Genomic DNA, 18,634 nt, shown 5'->3' on the forward strand with positions numbered 1-18,634 from the left:
ATTTCCTGACCCCCAGCCCCGAATTACTCCCCGAGGCCCTTGCAGCCTAACCAAAACAAACGGGTCTAACCGTCAACAAAACTTGACACAGCCCAGTTAACTCAAGTTCAGCAGTTGTGGTGGCAGGGATTTGGTATCCGAATCGAGCACTAAACCTAAGGTAGGCGGGTCGGGCGAGGGGTGAGCCCAGCAGTTGAAAGACGATATTGAATTGACGATGACCCTAGGTCACGCTATCGAAAACAAGTGACAACGAGGAGTTATCGTCAATTCAATATCGGCTTTCCTGCCCACACGCCGGAAACTACTCCGGAAACAGGGTTAAGGAACGAAAGTGGTTGCCACCTCAGCACCTGTTCAGGGTATGTAAATCAAGGTCTTTTATTGATCCACTTCTTCCTAACGCACAAACCTGTATCGGCGACCAAGGAGCCCCATCCACCAAAGACGGTGCAATAACAACGGCCCCACCCCACATGGACACACGTTTTGTCCCTTAACCCGAAAAAATCCCTACCCCATTGTCCGGAGTAGGGATTTTTACCCAAATGCGACCCTGACGGGACTTGAACCCGCGACCTCCGCCGTGACAGGGCGGCGCGCTAACCAACTGCGCCACAGGGCCATATTTAGTTAATAAGGCCCGCCGAAGCGGACCTTTGTACTCCCAACGGGATTCGAACCCGTGTCGCCGCCGTGAAAGGGCGGTGTCCTAGGCCCCTAGACGATGGGAGCGAGCCTTCAAGGGGTTTCCCTTGCGACAGACGTTTAATATACGTGAATTTTCCCCGAGTACAAAATCCGCCCCTGACGTGCGCAAACGGAAGCTTTAAATCGCACACAATGCACTAAAGAATCCACCCCAACAGCCCGCAGCAAAAAGCCCGCCCACTTCGAAAAGTGGGCGGGCTTTTTACTGTGGGCCCTGCGGGGCTCGAACCCGCGACCTGCGGATTAAAAGTCCGTAGCTCTACCAACTGAGCTAAAGGCCCGACCAGCAACGCTCGTTAGAGAGTGTCGCTAGAGAACTACTTTAGACCCTTGATTTTTGGATCACAAAATCGGGTCACGGAATCACCCAAAACCACACTCCAGCGCTTGATAATCTTGCCGGAACAAAAACGGTGGGGGTAAATAGCCCCGAAAAGGGCCAAGTGCTATGTGATTGGAAACTTTATCTCTGGTGTACCCGACTACTTAGGGAGCATGCTTGTATTTGAGGGCGCTTTTCACACCTGGAGGTGTCACGTATGGACATAGTGGATGTCTCAAGGTGGCAATTTGGGATTACCACCGTTTATCACTTTATTTTCGTTCCTTTAACTATCGGCCTTGCCCCGCTAGTGGCTATGCTGCAGACCGCATGGCACGTCACCGGCAAAGATCACTGGTATCGCGCAACTCGGTTCTTTGGCACATTGTTCCTGGTTAACTTCGCCATGGGCGTGGTAACCGGCATTGTGCAAGAATTTCAGTTCGGTATGAACTGGAGTGAATACTCGCGCTTTGTGGGCGATGTTTTCGGCGCCCCGCTGGCGCTAGAGGGACTCGCTGCTTTCTTCATTGAATCCACCTTCCTCGGACTGTGGATTTTTGGTTGGGGCCGGTTGCCTAAGTGGGCGCACTTGGCTTCGATCTGGTTGGTTGCGTTTGCGGTTAACCTGTCCGCTTACTTCATCATCGTGGCGAACTCGTTTATGCAGCACCCGGTGGGTGCGGTGTTCAACCCAGAAACGGGTCGTGCTGAGCTGACAGATATTGGTGCGCTGCTGAGCAACCCCACTGCGCTTGCGGCCTGGCCTCATACGTTCTCTGGGTCGTTGTTGACGGCGGGCACCTTCATGGCCGGTATTTCGGCATGGTGGATCGTGCGTGATCGCTTGGCTCACAAGGATCGGGCCAGCATTTTGTGGCGCCCTACAATGCGCCTCGGTTTATGGGTCACCGCTATCTCTTCGGTATTGCTCGGTATTACCGGCGATATTCAGGCTAAATTGATGTTCATTCAGCAGCCGATGAAGATGGCGTCTGCAGAATCACTCTGTGAAACCCAAATGGATCCGCATTTCTCCGTGTTGACCGTGGGTACCCACAACAACTGTGAGTCCGTCAAACACTTGATTGAGGTTCCGTGGGTCTTGAGTTTCCTGTCTGAAACCAAGTTCTCGGGTGTGACCTTGCAGGGTGTGAATCAGCTGCAGGATAAGTACGAGGCACTGTACGGTCCGGGAAATTACACACCAAACCTGTTCGTCACGTATTGGTCGTTCCGCATGATGATCGGCCTGATCGTCGGCTCCCTCATCCTGTGTGTCCTGGGCTTTTGGTTCTCTAGGAAGGGCGCGCTTCCAGACAAGAAGTGGTTCGGCACCCTGGCATTGTGGGCTACGCCGTTCCCGTTTGTCGCTAACTCTGCGGGCTGGGTGTTCACGGAGATGGGGCGCCAGCCATGGATTGTGCATCCAAATCCGGCATTCGCTCCGGGGAGCCCCAACGGTGAGGACCAGATTCATTTGATTGTTGACTTCGGTGTGTCTAACCATGCGCCGTGGGTGGTGTGGGTGTCGTTGATCGGGTTTACGCTGGTCTACGGTTTGCTCGCGCTGGTGTGGTTCTGGCTGATCCGCAAGAAGGTGTTGGAAGGACCACTTCCGCTTGGGGCTAGCGATCACGCTGCTGATGGATATGGGCCGCCTGACGCCCCTGTCGAACCGCTTCGTTTCGGTGCTGAAGGAGTGCGAAACTAATGGATTTGCAAACGGTTTGGTTCATTCTGGTCGCTGTTTTGTTTGCTGGTTACTTCGTCCTGGAGGGCTTTGACTTTGGTGTCGGCATGGTGTTGCCCTGGCTAAAGAAAGAGGAACGCACGGCCGCTATTAAGACGATCGGTCCGGTGTGGGACGGCAACGAGGTGTGGCTTATCACCGCTGGTGGCGCGCTGTTCGCGGCGTTCCCGGAGTGGTACGCCACGTTGTTCTCGGGTTTCTATTTGCCACTGTTCCTGATCTTGCTCGGACTGATTCTGCGTGGCGTGGGGTTGGAATGGCGTGGCAAAGTCGATACCGAGCAGTGGCGGGATCGGTGCGACCTCGGCATTATGTTCGGCAGTTGGGTGGCGGCGATTTTGTGGGGTGTGGCCTTCGGCAACATCGTGCGGGGCGTTGCTATCGACGGCAACCGTCAGATCGAGTCCGGCTTCGACGGTTTTATCGCCCTGTTGAACCCGTACGGCCTGCTGGGTGGTGTCACGTTCCTGGGGGCCTTCCTGATCCATGGCTTGCTGTTCCTGGGGCTGAAATCTGAGGAGCCGCTGCGTGGTCGTGCGCATGAGATTGCGCAAAAGCTCATCATCCCGGTGATTGCTGTGGCAGCGGTGTTCCTGGTGTGGACGCAACTCCAGCACGGTCGTGTGGCAACATGGATTCCGCTCGTCGCCCTGGTGTTGTGCGCTCTTGCTGCCGCTGTGGCGCTGTTTAGGGGCAGGGACGGTTGGGCATTTGCCGCCTGGGCTGGGGTCATCCTGCTCTGTGCTGCGCAGCTGTTCGGTAGCCTCTTTCCGAACCTGATGCCAACCACCCTGGCTGATGGTGTGTCTTTGGATATCTACAATGCGTCGAGTAGCCAGTACACGCTCACGATTATGACGTGGGCTGCGGTGCTTTTGACGCCGGTGGTGCTGCTGTACCAGGGGTGGACGTATTGGGTGTTCCGTAAGCGGGTTAGCGTCTAGATGGCGTCTCCGCTTGATCGTCGTCTCCTGGTTGCAGCTCCTGCCGCCAGGAGACACATCATTGTGACGGGGCTGGCGCAGGCGGTGGATACCGCGCTCACTGTGGCGCGTGCGGTGCTCATTGGTGTTGCTGTGGCGTCACTGGTCGAGCAGCAGGTGACGCGGTGGGATTTGGTGGCCTGGTTGGTGGCTGTGGTGGTCGCGCAGTCTGGGGTGGCGTGGGTTGCGCGCAGGTGGGCGTCGTTAAGCATTGGTGAGGCGGTGGACGAACTTCGCGAGGCCGCCCTGGTAGCCTTAGCGCACCGTGACCCGCGTGACGTCGAGGAGGACGCGGCGCAGTGGCGCGAAACGCTGACGGCGGGGCTGGCGGGCGTGCGACCGTACCTCAGCGACTACGTACCCGCCCTGATAGCAGCCTGCTTATCGACGCCCATTGCCCTCGCAGTCATGCTGTACTTCGATCTCACCTCCGGCCTGCTTGCCACCACTACCCTCCCCCTGATCCCCCTGTTTATGGTGCTGATCGGCACCCTGACCCGCTCGCATACCGAGAAGCGACTGCAGGTGGCGGGGAAGCTCAGCGGACAGCTCAGCGACCTCTTGCAAGGCTCCGCCACCCTGCGAGCATTCGGCGTCACTGAGACGCCACACGCGCAACTCGTGCGTACCGGCTCGTCCCATGCGACAGCGACCATGTCGGTGCTGCGCCTGGCATTCCTGTCCGCGTTTGCGCTGGAATTCCTGGCCACGCTGTCTGTGGCGCTCATCGCGGTGAGCATCGGCCTCCGCCTCGTCGCCGGTGACATGACGCTCCTTGCCGGCCTGGTAGCGCTCATCATCGCACCCGAGGTCTACACCCCACTCCGGCGCGTTGGCTCCAGCTTCCACGCAGCTGTTGACGGTATTACCGCCGCACAACGGGTGTTCGAGCTTGTCTCTGAGTCCCGCGCCCTCACAGCGTCCTACCGGCGCGCAGGAAACCGGATCGATGTGCGCCAGCTCAGCGTCACCGGCCGCGACGGCATCCGCCCTAACAACCTGTCTTTTACCGCCAGGCCCGGCACGATCACGGTGCTGCGTGGCGCCAATGGTTCCGGCAAATCCACCGCACTGCTCGCAATCTTGGGGCTGCTGCCAGACGATGTGGTCGACGGTGAGATCATCGCCCCACCCCTGTCACTTATCTCCTATCTCCCTGCGCATCCGGCATTCGAACCGGGTACCGTGTCCAGCAATCTCGCGTTGCTGGGTGCCCGCGCCCACGAACTTTCCATCGCCGCCGAACGAGTTGGCCTCGATGTGCCTGCAACGCATCCCGTGGGCGCCTCCGGAACCGGCATCTCCGCTGGTCAAGGACAGCGCTTGGCGCTCGCACGCGTCATCGCAAACTCGGAACGCACCACCCTGCTGCTAGATGAGCCAAGCGCACACCTCAGCCCCGAACTTGTCTCCCGGCTCACCGCACAGCTACAGGATCTCGCAGAAGAGGGCCGAACAATCGTGATCAGTAGCCATGATCCGCGGATTGTTTCCCTTGTAGATCAGGTGATTGACCTATGACCGATACTCGATTCCTGTTCCGCCTCGCAGGGGTACGGCGCCGCGACATAGCCCTCGCTGTCCTGGCAGGCTCCATCACGCTCCTGGCGGCGTTGAGCCTGACGGTCCTCTCCGGTTGGCTCATCACCCGAGCTTGGGAGAGACCTCCGATCCTCGACCTTGCTGTCGCGATCACGGCGGTACGTGCACTTGGCATCACCCGCGCTGGCTTCCGCTACATCGACCGCCTCATCAGCCACCGCGTCGCCCTGGCCGCGACTACCCGCCTCCGCCCCGCGCTTTTCGACGCCATCGTCTCCGATCCTCGGGGCACCGCGCACACCCTCGGACGCGGCCGCGCCCTCGCCCACTTAGGTGCAGATGTAGACCGGTTTGCCGACTACATCGTCCGCTGCATCATCCCCGCGGGGATTGCGCTGGTCGTATCCGTAATCGCTGTCTTAGGGGCCACACTGTTACAGCCACTGGCTGGCCTTGCGTTGGGGCTGGGATTCGTGGTGACGGGCGTCGTTACGCCTGCACTGGTGGCTGCTGCCCATCGGCACGCGCAGGCGGTCGCCACGTCGGATGCACTGCTTCATGCCCTCGATGACCAGCTGCTACACCGCGCAGAATTCGCCGTCGCAGGTCTTACCCAACCTCGTATCGACCGCACCATCAACGCATCGAAAGCGAACAGCGCAGCGCAGGCACAGTCGGAACGCCCATTGGCGCTGGTAGCAATGCTGGATAGGCTCGGAAGCGGTTTCGCCATCGTGGTGCTCCTGGCAGTGGGCCTACATTGGTACTCTGGGGACCCGGCATGGCTCGGTATGCTCGTGCTTCTTCCCCTCGCTGCGTTCGAATCGCACGGCCCCCTGGCCACCTGTGCAATGCACGCCGTCGACGCTCACCGGGCTGCCCGACGCCTCCGCAAGCTCTGCGCTGATCAGCCACACACAGCTCAGCGTATCCCGGACTCCCTCCACCTCACCGCCCAATCCCTGCAGCTCGAACGAGGCACAGCCACCTGGAACATCGATGCCCCGCAAGGCAGCAGACACATCATCACCGGACCAAGTGGACTCGGCAAAACCAGTTTCCTACTGACCCTCGCCGGACTGATTCCCGCCAAGTCCGGACACTGCACCATCGGAGGAGTGCCAATCTCAGAGATCGACCCAGCCTGGCTACGAACCCACGTACGCGCCCACACCGAAGACGAATGGATCTTTGCTACCACCATTCGAGAAAACCTCCTCGTGGCAGCACCTGACGCCCAAGACGCTATGCTCCGAGAGGTGCTCGACTTCGTAGGCCTGACAGATTTCTCCTTGGATCAGCTCCTCGGCAACGGAGCCGATTCCCTCTCCAGCGGTCAACGCCGCCGACTGCTCCTCGCCCGGGCCTTATGCTCCGATGCAGATATCCTCCTGCTGGATGAGCCCACCGAGCACATGTCCCACGAGGACGCGGGCTATTACCTCCACCTGCTCCAAGACGAACCCCTGCCCGGCGCGCGGGCTGAACGCACGGTGATCGTAGTGACGCACGCGGAGGCAGGTGGCCGGGTGAACTGAGTGAGGGGTGGATTTGCAGGTGACCGGGTGGGCTCAGCAGGCGGAATGGGGCTCAGCAGGCGGAATGACGATATTGAATTGACGATAATCCTAGGTCGCGCTATCGAAAACAAGTGACAACGAGCAGTCATCGTCAATTCAATATCGTCATTCCAGCCCGCACACTGGAAATCTCGCTGGAATCCCCGGCCCCTGAACCTAGGCCCCTGAACCTATGGAAACCCAAAAAACACTAAAGCCCCCGGAGAAAAACCCGGGGGCTTGGTGTTGAAGTTTTACTTCATGGAACCGGTCTCAAGGAAACGCTTGTGGAAGTCGAATGCAGTTACCAGGTCGTGTGGCGTCTGCAGGATGCTCTTTTCCTTAGCCATGGACAGAGCACGGTCGTAGTACTCCTCCAGCAGTGGGCGGTAGTCAGGGTGAGCCAGGGCGATGATCTTCTCAACGCGCTGACGTGGAGCCAGGCCACGCAGGTCGGCGTAGCCGTACTCGGTGATGATGACCTTGACGTCCTGCTCGGTGTGGTCGATGTGGGAGGCGAATGGAACGATCGCGGAGATGGCGCCGCCCTTGGCCACGGATGGGGTGATGAAGGAAGAGATGAAGCCGTTGCGGGTGAAGTCCGCGGAGCCACCGACACCGTTCATCATGCGGGAGCCGGACACGTTGGTGGAGTTAACGTTGCCGTAGATATCGGCTTCGATCAGGCCGTTGGTAGCGATCAGGCCGAGGCGACGGACGACCTCTGGGTGGTTGGAGATCTGCTGTGGACGCAGGATGATGGTCTTGCGGTAGTTAGCTGCTTCCGCGTTCATCTTCTCTGCGTACTCAGGGGACAGGGAGAAGGAGGTCGCGGAGGCGACGGTCATCTTGCCGGCATCGATCAGGTCGACCATCCCGTCCTGGATAACCTCGGTGTAGGCCTTGATGTTCTCGAACTTGGAGTCGAGCAGACCAGCCATCACAGCATTTGGCACGTTACCGACACCGGACTGCATGATGTAGCCGTCGTAGGTCAGGCGACCTGCAGCAACTTCGCCCTCGAGGAAGTCCAGGAAGTGACCTGCGATCTGCTGAGAGACCTCATCCACTGGGGAGAATGGCGCATTGCGGTCTGGAGCGTCGGTTTCGACAACGGCGACAACCTTGTTGACGTCAATGTCGATAGAGGTGGAGCCAACACGCTGCTCAGGAGCCGTGATCGGGATTGGCTGGCGGTGAGGCAGGCGGTTGATGCGGTAGATGTCGTGCATGCCCTCGAGTTCCTCGGACTGCCAAGAGTTGACCTCGATGATGATCTTCTCAGCGTTGTCCAGGTACTCAACGGAGTTACCGACGGAGGAGGATGGAACGATGCTGCCGTCTTCGGTAATACGCACAGCTTCAACGATGGCCACGTTCATCTGACCAAAGAAGCCCTGCTCCACGTACATGCCGGACTCGGAAAGGTGGTAGTCCGCGTAGAGGGTGGTGCCGTCGTTAATCTTCTTACGCAGGATCGGATCGGACTGGTATGGGGTACGGAAGCGCAGTGCATCCGCCTCAGCCAGCACGCCGTCACAGTCAGGAGCGGTGGAAGCGCCAGTGAAGAGGTCGATCATGTACTCTTCGCCCTTTGCGTGTGCTTCCTTAGCGCGCTCGGCAATAGCGGTAGGCAGCGCCTTTGGGTAGCCAGCACCGGTAAAGCCGGAGATGCCAACCTTGTCGCCGTGGTTGACAAACTGGGCTGCTTCAGCAGCGGACATAACCTTGCCACGCAGCTGAGCATTTGCAATACGATCAGACATTCATTCCTCCTAGTAGCCTGGGCGGACCCAGAGATTTATCGAACAGTCCACGGGTGATTCACATCGCACGTGGCTGTGACCATGGATACACAATGTACACCATAGATGTCCATTACACATTAACTGATATTTGCAAAGATCACCCCCACAATAAACAAGTTCCTGGCGCCATTGCGGTAATTTCTCACCCTTTTTGGGTAGTCGGCGCATTTCCCGCCTCACAAGGGAGTTGATGTACTTCGCCAAAACCAGGACAATGAAGCTGTGCCTTTACAGATCGGATCTCTCACCCTGAACTCCCCCGTCGTGCTTGCCCCCATGGCCGGCGTGACCAACATGCCGTTTCGCGTGCTCTGTCGCGAACAGGAAATGGAGAAAATGGGCACCGTATCCGGGCTCTATGTGTGTGAAATGGTCACTGCCCGCGCACTAGTGGAGCGCAACGACAAAACCCTCCACATGACCACCTTCGCGCCCGTGGAAACGCCACGCTCCTTGCAGCTGTACACCACAGACCCGGAGTACACCTACAAGGCCGCAAAGATGATCGTCGACGAGGACCTTGCGGACCACATCGACATGAACTTCGGCTGCCCCGTCCCCAAAGTCACCCGGCGCGGCGGAGGTTCAGCACTCCCCTACAAGCGACGTCTATTCGGCAACATCGTCGCCGCCGCCGTCAAAGCCACCGAGGGTACGAGCATTCCGGTGACAGTAAAAATGCGCATTGGCATTGACGACGCCCACCACACGCATCTCGACGCCGGCCGCATCGCAGTGGAGGAAGGCGCCGCCGCCGTGGCCTTGCATGGTCGCACCGCCGCACAGCGCTATTCGGGAACCGCCGACTACCAGGAGATCCGCCGATTGAAGGCACATCTCGCACACACTGGGATCCCCGTGCTCGGCAACGGAGATATCTTCGCTGCCTCCGACGCATCCCGAATGATGGCCGAAACAGGCTGCGATGGTGTGGTCATCGGCCGTGGGTGTTTGGGCAGGCCGTGGCTCTTTGCAGAACTCGCAGCGGAGCTCCAGGGCGTCGATAAGCCTGCGCCTCCGACGCTGGGCGAGGTGACCCGTATTATCTATCGCCACGCTGAGTTGCTCGCAGAGCACAGCGGTGAGGAGCATGGCCTGCGCGACATGCGCAAGCACATGGGATGGTACATGCGGGGGTTCCCGGTCGGGGGTGAAATGCGGGCCGCGTTATCGCAAATTTCCTCGCTGGCAGAATTGGCCGAAATTCTGAAGCCATTTTCCGATTCCGAGGCCCTGGCTGACGACTCCGAAGGACCCCGCGGAAGACAGGGCTCACCAGGCAAAGTTGTCCTTCCCGAGGGCTGGCTGGATGACCCTGAAGACGACACCGTGCCAGAGGGCGCAGATATTATGCACTCCGGCGGATAGCTGCACGCCAACGCGACAAAACAACTTATAACATCTAAGCTGTTTAACATGCGTACCGCCTTTAGGGACAGTTTGAATGCCTTCGCTGACGATGTCATCGTTTTATGCGACACGGTACGCTCCGTCGCGCAAAAATCCCTGACAGCCCTGTTAGAGGCAGATCTGCAGGAGGCGGAAGACGCTCTCACCCTAGCGGAAGAATTACCGGAAATTAAACGGCGTTGCGAACAGCGCGCCGTCGAATTGCTAGCAACGGAAGGTCCACTAGCACGTGATCTGCGCCAGGTGATTTCCTCGATTTACATTGTCGACGACCTCGCCCGCATGGGCATGCTCGCGCAGCATGTCGCGAAATCTGCGCGACGGCGCCATCCCGCGTGCGCTGTACCGGAGCCAGTGGTGCCCTACTTTGCTGAGGTGGCGCGCCTCAACCTGGAAATGGTGGACAAGATTCGGCACCTGCTCAGCAACGCCAACGCTGATGTCGCCATGGTCCTTGTGACCGACGACGACCTCGTCGACGACATCCACGAGCATCTCATGATGATGCTCACCCGGCGCGACTGGCCTCACGGCACCGTCGCAGCAGTGGACGTCACTCTCCTTTCTCGCTTCCTTGAACGCTTCGCTGACCACGCCGTGAACGTCGCTGCCCGAATCGTGTACCTCGCCACCGGGCTCACGCCACACGAATACCAAGAACGTCGCAACGAAGAACGCGAAGAAGCCGACTGGGCCAAGCGCTTCGCTGAGCTAGAGGCGCGGTTTAGCGAGCAGTAGGTACGACGGATCTGGCTTAGGGACGCCCGTTAGAAAAATTTCCAAATCGGCCACCAAAACGGCGTGCTCGTGTAAAGATTGTTTGTGTCACAAGACACACCGATCATCTTTGTTCTTGGAAGGAGCGATATGCCTGAGGTAACAAAACGCAGAATCGTCACATGGGGGGGAGTACTCCCGAACGAATTGGCAATAGAACCGCAGTAGCTGAATCAAAGGTGGAAATTTCTTTTCCTAATTCAGAAACTAAAGACCGCTGTTTGGCAGCGTTAGATTCTTCTGACCGGCGTCTGGCAATGGGGCCGAAGACGGGTGGTTACGATTGGCAGGCAGTATCCGAAGAAGCGCTCTCCGACGGTAGCTTTATCATCCGATTTGGCGTCGCTTGGTATGATTCCGAGTTTTACCGAGAAAAGCGAGATGTTTTTTTCGGCAACGAGCACCGTGAACTTTTCGCATCTTTTGGAATCGATCCCTCTGAAGTAATAGTCAGCCACTGGGAGAAAGTAGCCTAGTGTGGCTTACCTGCGTAGCCTTCCCACTCTGCAGTTGTTAATCACCATTTTGGGGTCTGCCAGCGGTATTGCGGTTTCTTTGCAGTTGGTCGAATTGGGGTGGGGTACGTGGGTGATCACGTGGGCTGTTCTTGCTAATCTCCTCCCGTCGCTCATCGTGGCACCGCTAGTGGCACCGCTCATGGATTCGCTTCCGTTGAACCGCCTCGGTGCCGCGGCCCTCGGGCTTGAAGCTGTGGCGGCTATCGTTATCGTGTTGCTGGACACTCCTCCCCTGCTGTTGGGCTACGTCCTAGCGGTGGGTGTCCTGAGCTGCCTGACCAGTCCCATCTTGCTGACGCTAGCCTCAGAAGCAGAAAGCACCGCTGCCGTGTCCTTTTCCAAGATGGATACCGCCAGAACGCTGGGATTATTGGTGGGGCCAGCATTAGGTGGTCTGCTGTTTGACCTTTCAGGATATAGAGTCCCCATTGTTTTGGAGGCTCTGGCACTGCTTTTCGGTGCGACAGTGCTGTTTCTCATGGCGACTCCGCCCACTCAAATCCCCCGTGAGAAATCCTGGCGAGCTCGCATTCTTGCAGCGCCTCGTTTTCTTATTACCGATCCGTCGACTCGCACCGCGCTCCTCGTTCTTACGCCGAGCGTAGCTTTTACTGCTGTCTATTCTGTGGCCAATATTTTCATTGCCCGCGACCTGCTCGGGTTAACCGGCGTCGGGTACGCAGTGATTATTCAGTGTTTCGTTGTCGGGAGGATCATCGGCGCGCGTCTGGGCTCCCGGATCAGTGCTGCATTGCCAACGCTCATTGCATCCAGCTTAGCCATGGGGTCAGGGCTAGTGGTGGCGGGGATCTCCACAGCGGTCTTCTTGGTCGGGCTCGGGTTCTTCGTTTCCGGCGTCGCGAACTCTGTGCAAGTGGCTGCGTTGCGCTTGGTTATCGCGGCCGAGGCGGGACCGTTGCTGCCGAAGGCGCTCAGTTCGGTGGGGTCTATCAATTCCGGTGCGATGCTGGTAGGCACTGTGGGGGCAACGCCGCTTATCGACGCTTCCGGCCCCTCTCACGCACTTGCTATTGCTGGCTGCGGGACCATTTTTGCAGCTTTGGCCGGCGCCGGATACGCAAAATGGGCCAGCCGAAGCTGACCCATTTGAGTTCTAATAATTATCCGAAGCGGCCAGAGATGTAGTCTTCGGTTTCCTTCTTATCTGGATTTTCGAAGATCTTGGTAGTAGGGCCAACTTCAACCAAGCGACCTGGCTTGCCGGTGGCTTCCAGGGAGTAGAACGCGGTCTGGTCGGACACACGGGCTGCCTGCTGCATGTTGTGGGTCACGATCACGATGGTGAAGTCTTCCTTCAGTTCGTGGATCAGGTCCTCAACGGCAAGGGTGGAGATTGGGTCCAGAGCGGAGCAAGGCTCGTCCATGAGGAGAACCTCAGGCTCGACGGCAATAGCGCGGGCGATGCAGAGACGCTGCTGCTGACCACCGGAGAGGCCACCTCCTGGCTTATCAAGGCGGTCCTTGACTTCTTCCCACAGGTTTGCGCCACGCAGTGAACGTTCTGCAACCTCGGCGAGCTTCTTCTTGTTCTTCTCACCGGCGAGCTTCAAACCGGCGACAACGTTATCCTCGATGGACATAGTTGGGAAAGGGTTAGCCTTCTGGAACACCATGCCGATGGTGTTGCGGACTGCTACTGGGTCAACCTTTGGGCCGTAAATGTCTTCGCCGTCCAGCAGGATCTGGCCCTTGACGGTAGCGCCTGGGGTAACTTCGTGCATGCGGTTCAAGGTGCGCAGCACAGTGGACTTGCCACAGCCGGATGGGCCGATGAAAGCGGTCACGGACTTTGGTGGCACGTGCAAGTTAACGTCCTGTACGGCATGGAAGTCACCGTAGTAAATGTTGACGTTTTTCAGATCGAGGCTCTTAGCCATCGGTGTCTCCTTTGATGAAAAGTGTGAATGTAGGTGAACGAGGAAGTTACTGCTTAATCGAGAACTTCGCGGAAATGATTCGTGCACCGATGTTGAGCACAGCGATGATGAAAACGAGGGTGAAAGCGGCCCCCCACATCTTGTCCAGCACAGCCGGAGTGGAGCCGGCCTTGTACATATCCAGCATCATCAGTGGCAGCGAAGACTGCGGAGCCGCGAAGGGATTCCAGTTGATGGCCTGCGTGGAGCCCACCAGGATCAGGACCGGAGCAGATTCGCCCATCACACGAGCGATGGCCAGCATAACGCCGGTGACGATACCGGAGAGAGCGGTAGGAAGAACGATCTTGGCGATGGTCTTCCACTTCGGCACGCCCAGGGCGTACGACGCTTCGCGCAGATCCTGTGGCACCACGCGCAGCATTTCTTCGGTGTTACGGACGATAACCGGGACCATGAGCAGCACCAGGGCCAGTGCCACTGCAATACCGGAACGCTGGAAGCCGAACAGCACGATCCACACCGAGTAGATGAACAGCGCGGAGACGATCGATGGCACACCGGTGAGAATGTCCACCATGAATGTGGTGATACGGCCGAGCCGGTTGCCGTTGGAGTACTCCACCAGGTAGATAGCGGTGAAGATACCGATTGGGATAGAGATCAGAGACGTGATTCCGGCCTGCACGAAGGTACCGATGATAGCGTGGGCCGCGCCGCCACCTGGCAGGGTGTACAGCACGCCCTTCTGGGACTTTGCCCACCAGTCAGCAGACAACGTCGGACCCAGACCCTTGGAGATGACTTCGTAGAGCACCCATACCAATGGAATGAATGCGAGGAACATGGCGAAGTAAATGATGCCGGTTGCCACAGCGTCCGCGGTCTTACGCCCAGCAGAAATGTCAGTGAACGCTGACTGCTTCTTGATCAGCTGATCAGTGTTCATATTCTCTACAGCTTGTGTCATGTCGATCTACCTACTTCTTCTTGTTCACGACGGCACGCGCTGCAGCGTTCACGAGGAACGTGAGGAAGAACAGCACCAAGCCTGCGGCAATGTAAGCGCCGGCCTTCATGTCGTTATTGAATTCTGGGGCAGCGTTAGCGATCACAGTTGCGAAGGTAGTACCACCGTCGAACAGGGATGCGCGGAACGCGGAGGAAGGAGACACCACCAGGTAGAGCGCCATCGTTTCACCGAGAGCACGACCGAGACCCAGCATGCCACCGGAGATGTAACCGGACATGCCGAATGGCAGCACGGTCAGCTTCACCACTTCCCAGCGGGTAGCGCCGAGAGCGAGGGCGGATTCAATGTGTCCCTTTGGAGTCTGGACAAAAACCTCACGCGCGGTTGCGGCAATAATCGGCAGGATCATGACCGCGAGCACGATGCCACCAGTGAGCATATTTCGCGAGGTAGCGAAAGAAGGAGAGTTGGAGTAGTGGGCGAAAAGGAAGAAACCATTGCCCCAGCTGTTGATCCATTCGAAGAAACCAGACAGGGCTGGGCCGAGAACCTTAGCACCCCACAGGCCGTACACGATGGACGGCACAGCCGCCAGCAGGTCCACCAGGAAACCCAGTGGTTTGACCAGTCGCTTAGGCGCATAGTTGGAGAGGAAGATCGCGATACCCAATGCCACAGGCATAGCGATGATCAGCGCCACGATGGACACCGTGAAGGTCACAGCAAGCAGGTTCGGGATACCGAAGTACATTGCTTCGGTGTCAGCGGTGTTCCAGTCCCCGGTGTAGGTGAAGAACCCGCCCAAACCTTCGGCGTTGTTCATGAGCGACGGTACAGCACGCCAGAGCAGGAACGCACCAACGGCTGCGATGATGACGGAAATCGTCACTGCAGAAGACGTGGAGAGGAATTCGAAAACGCGGTCACCTGGTCGTTTTACTGACCCGACATTAGTTGCAACGAGTGCAGGGGGCTTAGCAACGCTTGCACCGGTGGAAGTAGCGATGACGTCGTCAGCGCGCTCCTCACCGAGAAGGTCTGCGCCCTGGCCGGCGAGTATTTCAGCCATTCGGAAAAGTCCTTAAAACTTGTAGTTGTACGAAGTGTGGCTGGTCGTCTCTCACAATGTGACGGCGTTATCCTGTTTTCTTCCGACGCCTGATCCATGAGAATTTATTTTCCCAACCAAAGCACCCTCGTTGAGTTTTGATGCTCAACGAGGGCATAGGTTTTCGCTTTTCAAGCAAAGCGAAGAAGTTTAACGGAACGCGAGGCGCAGCCCTCAGGGCTATCCTCGCTCCGGGAAATCAAGATTTACTTGATGGCGTCGACGGCGGCGGTCAGCTTGTCCTTGAACTCACCTTCGACTGGGATGTAGCCCAGTTCCTCGAGGTCGGATCCCTGGTTAGCCAGTGCTACCTTCAGGAAGTCCTTCACGCGGCCGGAGGTTTCAGCGTCGTAACCAGCGGAGCAGACGATCTCGTAGGTGGTGAGAACGAGTGGGTATGCGCCAGCTTCCTTCATTTCGAAGAGCTTGGTGGAGTCAACGACCATGTTGTGGCCCTCCCCCTTGTAAGAGAGGTTAGCCAGAGCCTTGTTCACAGACTCGTTGCTCAGCTCCACAGCGCCGGAACCGAAGTCGATCTTTGCCACGCCCAGGCCAGCGTCCTTAGCAAAGCCAGCCTCAACGTAGGTGATGCCACCTTCGGTCTTCTCTACTTCACCAACAACACCGGTGGAGCCGTTAGCACCAGCACCAACTGCAGCTGGGAAGGACTTTCCGGAGCCTTCCCAGACACCGTTGGAGGTAGCCTTCAGGAACTTCTGGAAGTTATCGGTGGTGCCGGACTCCTCAGAACGGTACACAACCTTGATGTCCAGCTCAGGGAGCTTAGCGTCCTTGTTCAGCTCTGCAATCTCAGGAGCGTTCCACTTGGTGATTTCGCCCTTGAAGATCTTGGCGGTGACCTCAGGGGTCAGCACGACGCTGTCAACACCAGGAATGTTGTATGCAACAGCCACTGGGCCGATGACCATTGGCAGGTGCCATGCTTCGTTGCCTTCACAGCGCTGCTTTGCAGCTTCGACCTGATCGTCCTTCAGTGGGGAGTCAGAGCCACCGAAAGCAACCTGACCAGCGATGAACTGCTTCTGGCCGGATCCGGAACCGGAAGCGGTGTAGGAGAAGGTAGCACCTGGGACGGCCTCGGAGTACTTAATACCGAACAGGTCTACAGCCTTCTGCTGAGAGGAGGCGCCTTCGGCCACCAGCTGGCCGGTGGTGTTGGACAGACCCTCGACCTTGGTGGTGCCGTCGGAACCATTCTCGGAGGTTTCAGAGCAGGCAGTCAAAGCAATGGAACCAGCGGCGACAGCGCCCAGGACAGCGACAGTGCGCTTGAAGTTGCGAATCACAGGATTTCCTCCGGTGCAGTAAAAGTTATGGGTATTCGGGCAACAACCACATGGTGTTGCTTCGCTAAGCAACCTAGGGTGTACAGATTTCTAAAAGGGGCCCATAAGGTTAACTTTTGATGAATTTCCACAACTTTCCCGGAACCAATGCTGCAAAACGCTCGGATTTTACCTACTTATTCGGTACAAACTGTGCCGTTCTATGACAGCGAACCCCAAGCTTTCATACGTCGCCACTGCCGGCTCATTATCAGCTTCTACATATAGAATTACCTGCGGATATCCATGCTTTTGCATGAAGTTGACCCCCAGCAAGGTGATAGGTTTCCCCAGCCCCTTCCCCCGCGAAGTACTGGACAATCCCACCACGTACACTTCACCGGTGTTTTCCCCACCGTCCACCTCCTGTGATCTTTGGCATTTTGTCCAATGAAACCCTGCCAGTGTGGTCGGCTCACCCCCGGAAGATGCTTCCCACAGCAGCAGCACCCCTTCCGGATCAAACCAGGGTGCTTCCTGGGCACGTTCCCAGCGCTGCATATCCCACCCTCCCTGCTCCGGGTGCCAGCTAAATGCCTCATTGTTCACCCGCAACAGCTCAGCATCGGCTTTCTCTCCCCATAGCTCGCGGGCAGCTGCCAAGCTCAGAACTTCGTATCCAGCGGGGAATTCCGCCTGTGGAGCTGGCTCAGATAACCGCATGACCAGCAATTCGCGTGTTTTTGTGGCTGCTAACCGGGCCGCCAGGTGTTGTGCTGGCGCGAGGTCGCCGTGCGCCCATACGTCGCCAGGCCCATGGGCGTCGATAAGCGCGCTCGCAATACCTTGCCGACGCCAACCTGGGTCCACCACAAGCTCCGCCGTTGCGCCATCGTGGGCAAGCACTCCGACGATTTCCTCCGCGACCCTAGCGATGAGGTGTGTGTGACCGAGTCGAGGGTCGCTAAGGCCTAGTAAAAACTGCTCCGAGAACGGGTCGCAACCGTCTGTGGACGCTGCTCGTTCGATGAGTGCGTGGACGTCAGGGTGCAGCGGCGCCTGGTCGGACTGGATGTCAAAGGTAGTCATAGCAACCGAGGCTAGTTGATCGAGTAAGAATAGAGGTGTGCAGAAATCTCCCCGCCTTCGAATCACCGCACTACTGCTGGGACTCGTTCTGATTCTCAGTTGGCTTGTGGACAGCGTCGTTGCAGCGCGAGCCGAACGCACTCTCGCCGCCGATGTCCAGCACTATTCCCGGCTCAGCGTGGCACCACGCATCCACCTTGGGGGGTTTCCTTACCTCGCTAATCTGTGGCGCACAACCACACCTTCGCTCAGCGCAGAAATGCTTGATGTGGATGTGCCCGGATTCGGCATGATGAACGCCCGCACCGAGGTCACCGACCTCACCCTTGATCGCACTGAAATCCTCACCGGAAGGCTCAGCGAAGCACCCGCCAAACTTGTCACGCGCAACCTGCGTCTCGACGGCGTGGCCTTGGGCGCCCAGTTAGACATTACAGACCTCGATATTTCCAATCCCTACGACATCTCCCCCTCCGGCGGGCCTGCATCTGAGGTACAACTGACCGGCACCCCACAAGGCTTTGACAAGCCCGTGACTGTTGTCGCCAAACTCCGGATCAACGGCACGAGCATCACCATGACCCCGGATCGCTACATCGACGTTCCCGAAGACCGTGAACGAGAAGCAAAAGACGCCTTCACTTGGACTATTGACAGCCGTTCCCTTCCCCTGCCTGCACCGGTCAACCGGGTGTACTGCGCCGGCGGATCCATCTACTTTGAAGCCGAACAACGCAGTACCACCGTCGACGCCAGCAACCTGTCTCCCATCTCCAAATTGGAGGACGAGAAAGACTAACCGGGCTCATCCGGATCTGGAGTGCGTAATTAGCGGGAAGTGATATGTCGGGGTGGCACAACATATAGGGGCCCTGGCCGGTACAAGATGAGAGTTAC

General features: G+C 57.9%; 15 protein-coding genes and 3 tRNA genes. 9 read left to right on the plus strand and 9 right to left on the minus strand.

Annotated elements, in window-relative coordinates:
• Nucleotides 1–551: 551 nt before the first annotated feature.
• The 3 genes from ACZ6ZO_RS12050 to ACZ6ZO_RS12060 all read right to left on the minus strand — a co-directional run bounded on the left by ACZ6ZO_RS12050 (nt 552) and on the right by ACZ6ZO_RS12060 (nt 992).
• Nucleotides 552–625 (minus strand) — tRNA-Asp (locus tag ACZ6ZO_RS12050).
• 37 nt (nt 626–662) lie between these two features.
• A tRNA-Glu gene (locus ACZ6ZO_RS12055) sits at nt 663–735 on the minus strand.
• 184 nt (nt 736–919) lie between these two features.
• Nucleotides 920–992, minus strand: a tRNA-Lys gene (locus ACZ6ZO_RS12060).
• Nucleotides 993–1,250: 258 nt separating this feature from the next.
• Here ACZ6ZO_RS12060 and ACZ6ZO_RS12065 point away from each other — a divergent pair.
• Genes ACZ6ZO_RS12065 through cydC form a run of 4 tightly spaced genes read left to right on the plus strand, consistent with a single transcriptional unit; the run spans nt 1,251 to nt 6,849 of the window.
• Nucleotides 1,251–2,747, plus strand: coding sequence for a cytochrome ubiquinol oxidase subunit I (locus ACZ6ZO_RS12065; protein WP_182385471.1), 1,497 nt, complete (start codon nt 1,251–1,253; stop codon nt 2,745–2,747).
• Complete coding sequence (gene cydB, locus ACZ6ZO_RS12070) at nt 2,747–3,730, plus strand: cytochrome d ubiquinol oxidase subunit II (protein WP_465292895.1); 984 nt, start codon at nt 2,747–2,749, stop codon at nt 3,728–3,730. The genes ACZ6ZO_RS12065 and cydB overlap by 1 nt, the downstream gene beginning before the upstream one ends.
• Nucleotides 3,731–5,290 carry an ABC transporter ATP-binding protein/permease gene (locus tag ACZ6ZO_RS12075; protein WP_465292897.1) on the plus strand — a complete coding sequence of 520 codons (1,560 nt, stop codon included), beginning with the start codon at nt 3,731–3,733 and terminating at the stop codon, nt 5,288–5,290. It abuts the gene before it with no gap.
• Complete coding sequence (gene cydC / locus ACZ6ZO_RS12080) at nt 5,287–6,849, plus strand: thiol reductant ABC exporter subunit CydC (protein ID WP_465292899.1); 1,563 nt, start codon at nt 5,287–5,289, stop codon at nt 6,847–6,849. Before ACZ6ZO_RS12075 ends, cydC begins: the two co-directional genes overlap by 4 nt.
• 275 nt (nt 6,850–7,124) lie before the next feature.
• On the opposite strand, the gene ACZ6ZO_RS12085 is transcribed toward cydC, so the two are convergent.
• The gene (locus ACZ6ZO_RS12085; protein WP_465292901.1) at nt 7,125–8,636 is read right to left on the minus strand and encodes an acetyl-CoA hydrolase/transferase family protein; all 1,512 of its coding nucleotides are present in this window, start codon (nt 8,634–8,636) and stop codon (nt 7,125–7,127) included.
• Nucleotides 8,637–8,900: 264 nt separating this feature from the next.
• On the opposite strand from ACZ6ZO_RS12085, the gene dusB reads away from it, so the two are divergent.
• The 4 genes from dusB (at nt 8,901) to ACZ6ZO_RS12105 (ending at nt 12,485) form a co-directional block, all read left to right on the plus strand.
• Complete coding sequence (gene dusB, locus ACZ6ZO_RS12090) at nt 8,901–10,046, plus strand: tRNA dihydrouridine synthase DusB (RefSeq protein WP_465292903.1); 1,146 nt, start codon at nt 8,901–8,903, stop codon at nt 10,044–10,046.
• Nucleotides 10,047–10,094: 48 nt separating this feature from the next.
• Nucleotides 10,095–10,826 carry a phosphate signaling complex protein PhoU gene (phoU, locus tag ACZ6ZO_RS12095; protein ID WP_182385465.1) on the plus strand — a complete coding sequence of 244 codons (732 nt, stop codon included), beginning with the start codon at nt 10,095–10,097 and terminating at the stop codon, nt 10,824–10,826.
• 218 nt (nt 10,827–11,044) lie between these two features.
• Nucleotides 11,045–11,341, plus strand: a complete 297-nt coding sequence (locus tag ACZ6ZO_RS12100; RefSeq protein WP_465292905.1) for a hypothetical protein — start codon at nt 11,045–11,047, stop codon at nt 11,339–11,341.
• A gap of 1 nt (nt 11,342) precedes the next feature.
• Nucleotides 11,343–12,485, plus strand: a complete 1,143-nt coding sequence (locus ACZ6ZO_RS12105; protein WP_465292907.1) for an MFS transporter — start codon at nt 11,343–11,345, stop codon at nt 12,483–12,485.
• Between the two features lie 19 nt (nt 12,486–12,504).
• Here ACZ6ZO_RS12105 and pstB read toward each other — a convergent pair whose 3' ends face one another.
• The 5 genes from pstB to mshD form a co-directional block, all read right to left on the minus strand.
• Complete coding sequence (gene pstB, locus ACZ6ZO_RS12110) at nt 12,505–13,281, minus strand: phosphate ABC transporter ATP-binding protein PstB (protein ID WP_208768026.1); 777 nt, start codon at nt 13,279–13,281, stop codon at nt 12,505–12,507.
• Nucleotides 13,282–13,327: 46 nt separating this feature from the next.
• Entirely contained in the window at nt 13,328–14,251 is a 924-nt protein-coding gene (gene pstA, locus ACZ6ZO_RS12115) for a phosphate ABC transporter permease PstA (protein WP_208768027.1), read from the minus strand.
• Nucleotides 14,252–14,261: 10 nt separating this feature from the next.
• Complete coding sequence (pstC, locus tag ACZ6ZO_RS12120; protein WP_465292910.1) at nt 14,262–15,323, minus strand: phosphate ABC transporter permease subunit PstC; 1,062 nt, start codon at nt 15,321–15,323, stop codon at nt 14,262–14,264.
• A 245-nt stretch (nt 15,324–15,568) separates the two neighbouring features.
• Nucleotides 15,569–16,669, minus strand: coding sequence for a phosphate ABC transporter substrate-binding protein PstS (gene pstS, locus ACZ6ZO_RS12125; protein WP_208768029.1), 1,101 nt, complete (start codon nt 16,667–16,669; stop codon nt 15,569–15,571).
• Between the two features lie 168 nt (nt 16,670–16,837).
• Nucleotides 16,838–17,737 carry a mycothiol synthase gene (gene mshD / locus ACZ6ZO_RS12130; protein WP_465292912.1) on the minus strand — a complete coding sequence of 300 codons (900 nt, stop codon included), beginning with the start codon at nt 17,735–17,737 and terminating at the stop codon, nt 16,838–16,840.
• Nucleotides 17,738–17,774: 37 nt separating this feature from the next.
• Here mshD and ACZ6ZO_RS12135 point away from each other — a divergent pair, with 37 nt between their 5' ends.
• A complete protein-coding gene (locus ACZ6ZO_RS12135) occupies nt 17,775–18,536 on the plus strand; it encodes an LmeA family phospholipid-binding protein (RefSeq protein ID WP_182385457.1) in 762 nt (253 codons plus the stop codon).
• The last annotated feature ends 98 nt before the right edge of the window (nt 18,537–18,634 follow it).

The sequence above is a fragment of the Corynebacterium sp. NPDC104732 genome (assembly GCF_055583565.1).

Excerpts from the sequence above, each read along its gene's own strand:
- ACZ6ZO_RS12085 (WP_465292901.1), bottom strand. The coding sequence starts at position 8,636 with ATGTCTGATCGTATTGCAAATGCTCAGCTGCGTGGCAAGGTTATGTCC.
- ACZ6ZO_RS12075 (WP_465292897.1), top strand. The coding sequence starts at position 3,731 with ATGGCGTCTCCGCTTGATCGTCGTCTCCTGGTTGCAGCTCCTGCCGCC.
- mshD (WP_465292912.1), bottom strand. The coding sequence starts at position 17,737 with ATGACTACCTTTGACATCCAGTCCGACCAGGCGCCGCTGCACCCTGAC.
- phoU (WP_182385465.1), top strand. The coding sequence starts at position 10,095 with ATGCGTACCGCCTTTAGGGACAGTTTGAATGCCTTCGCTGACGATGTC.
- cydB (WP_465292895.1), top strand. The coding sequence starts at position 2,747 with ATGGATTTGCAAACGGTTTGGTTCATTCTGGTCGCTGTTTTGTTTGCT.
- cydC (WP_465292899.1), top strand. The coding sequence starts at position 5,287 with ATGACCGATACTCGATTCCTGTTCCGCCTCGCAGGGGTACGGCGCCGC.
- pstB (WP_208768026.1), bottom strand. The coding sequence starts at position 13,281 with ATGGCTAAGAGCCTCGATCTGAAAAACGTCAACATTTACTACGGTGAC.
- pstC (WP_465292910.1), bottom strand. The coding sequence starts at position 15,323 with ATGGCTGAAATACTCGCCGGCCAGGGCGCAGACCTTCTCGGTGAGGAG.
- ACZ6ZO_RS12065 (WP_182385471.1), top strand. The coding sequence starts at position 1,251 with ATGGACATAGTGGATGTCTCAAGGTGGCAATTTGGGATTACCACCGTT.
- pstA (WP_208768027.1), bottom strand. The coding sequence starts at position 14,251 with ATGACACAAGCTGTAGAGAATATGAACACTGATCAGCTGATCAAGAAG.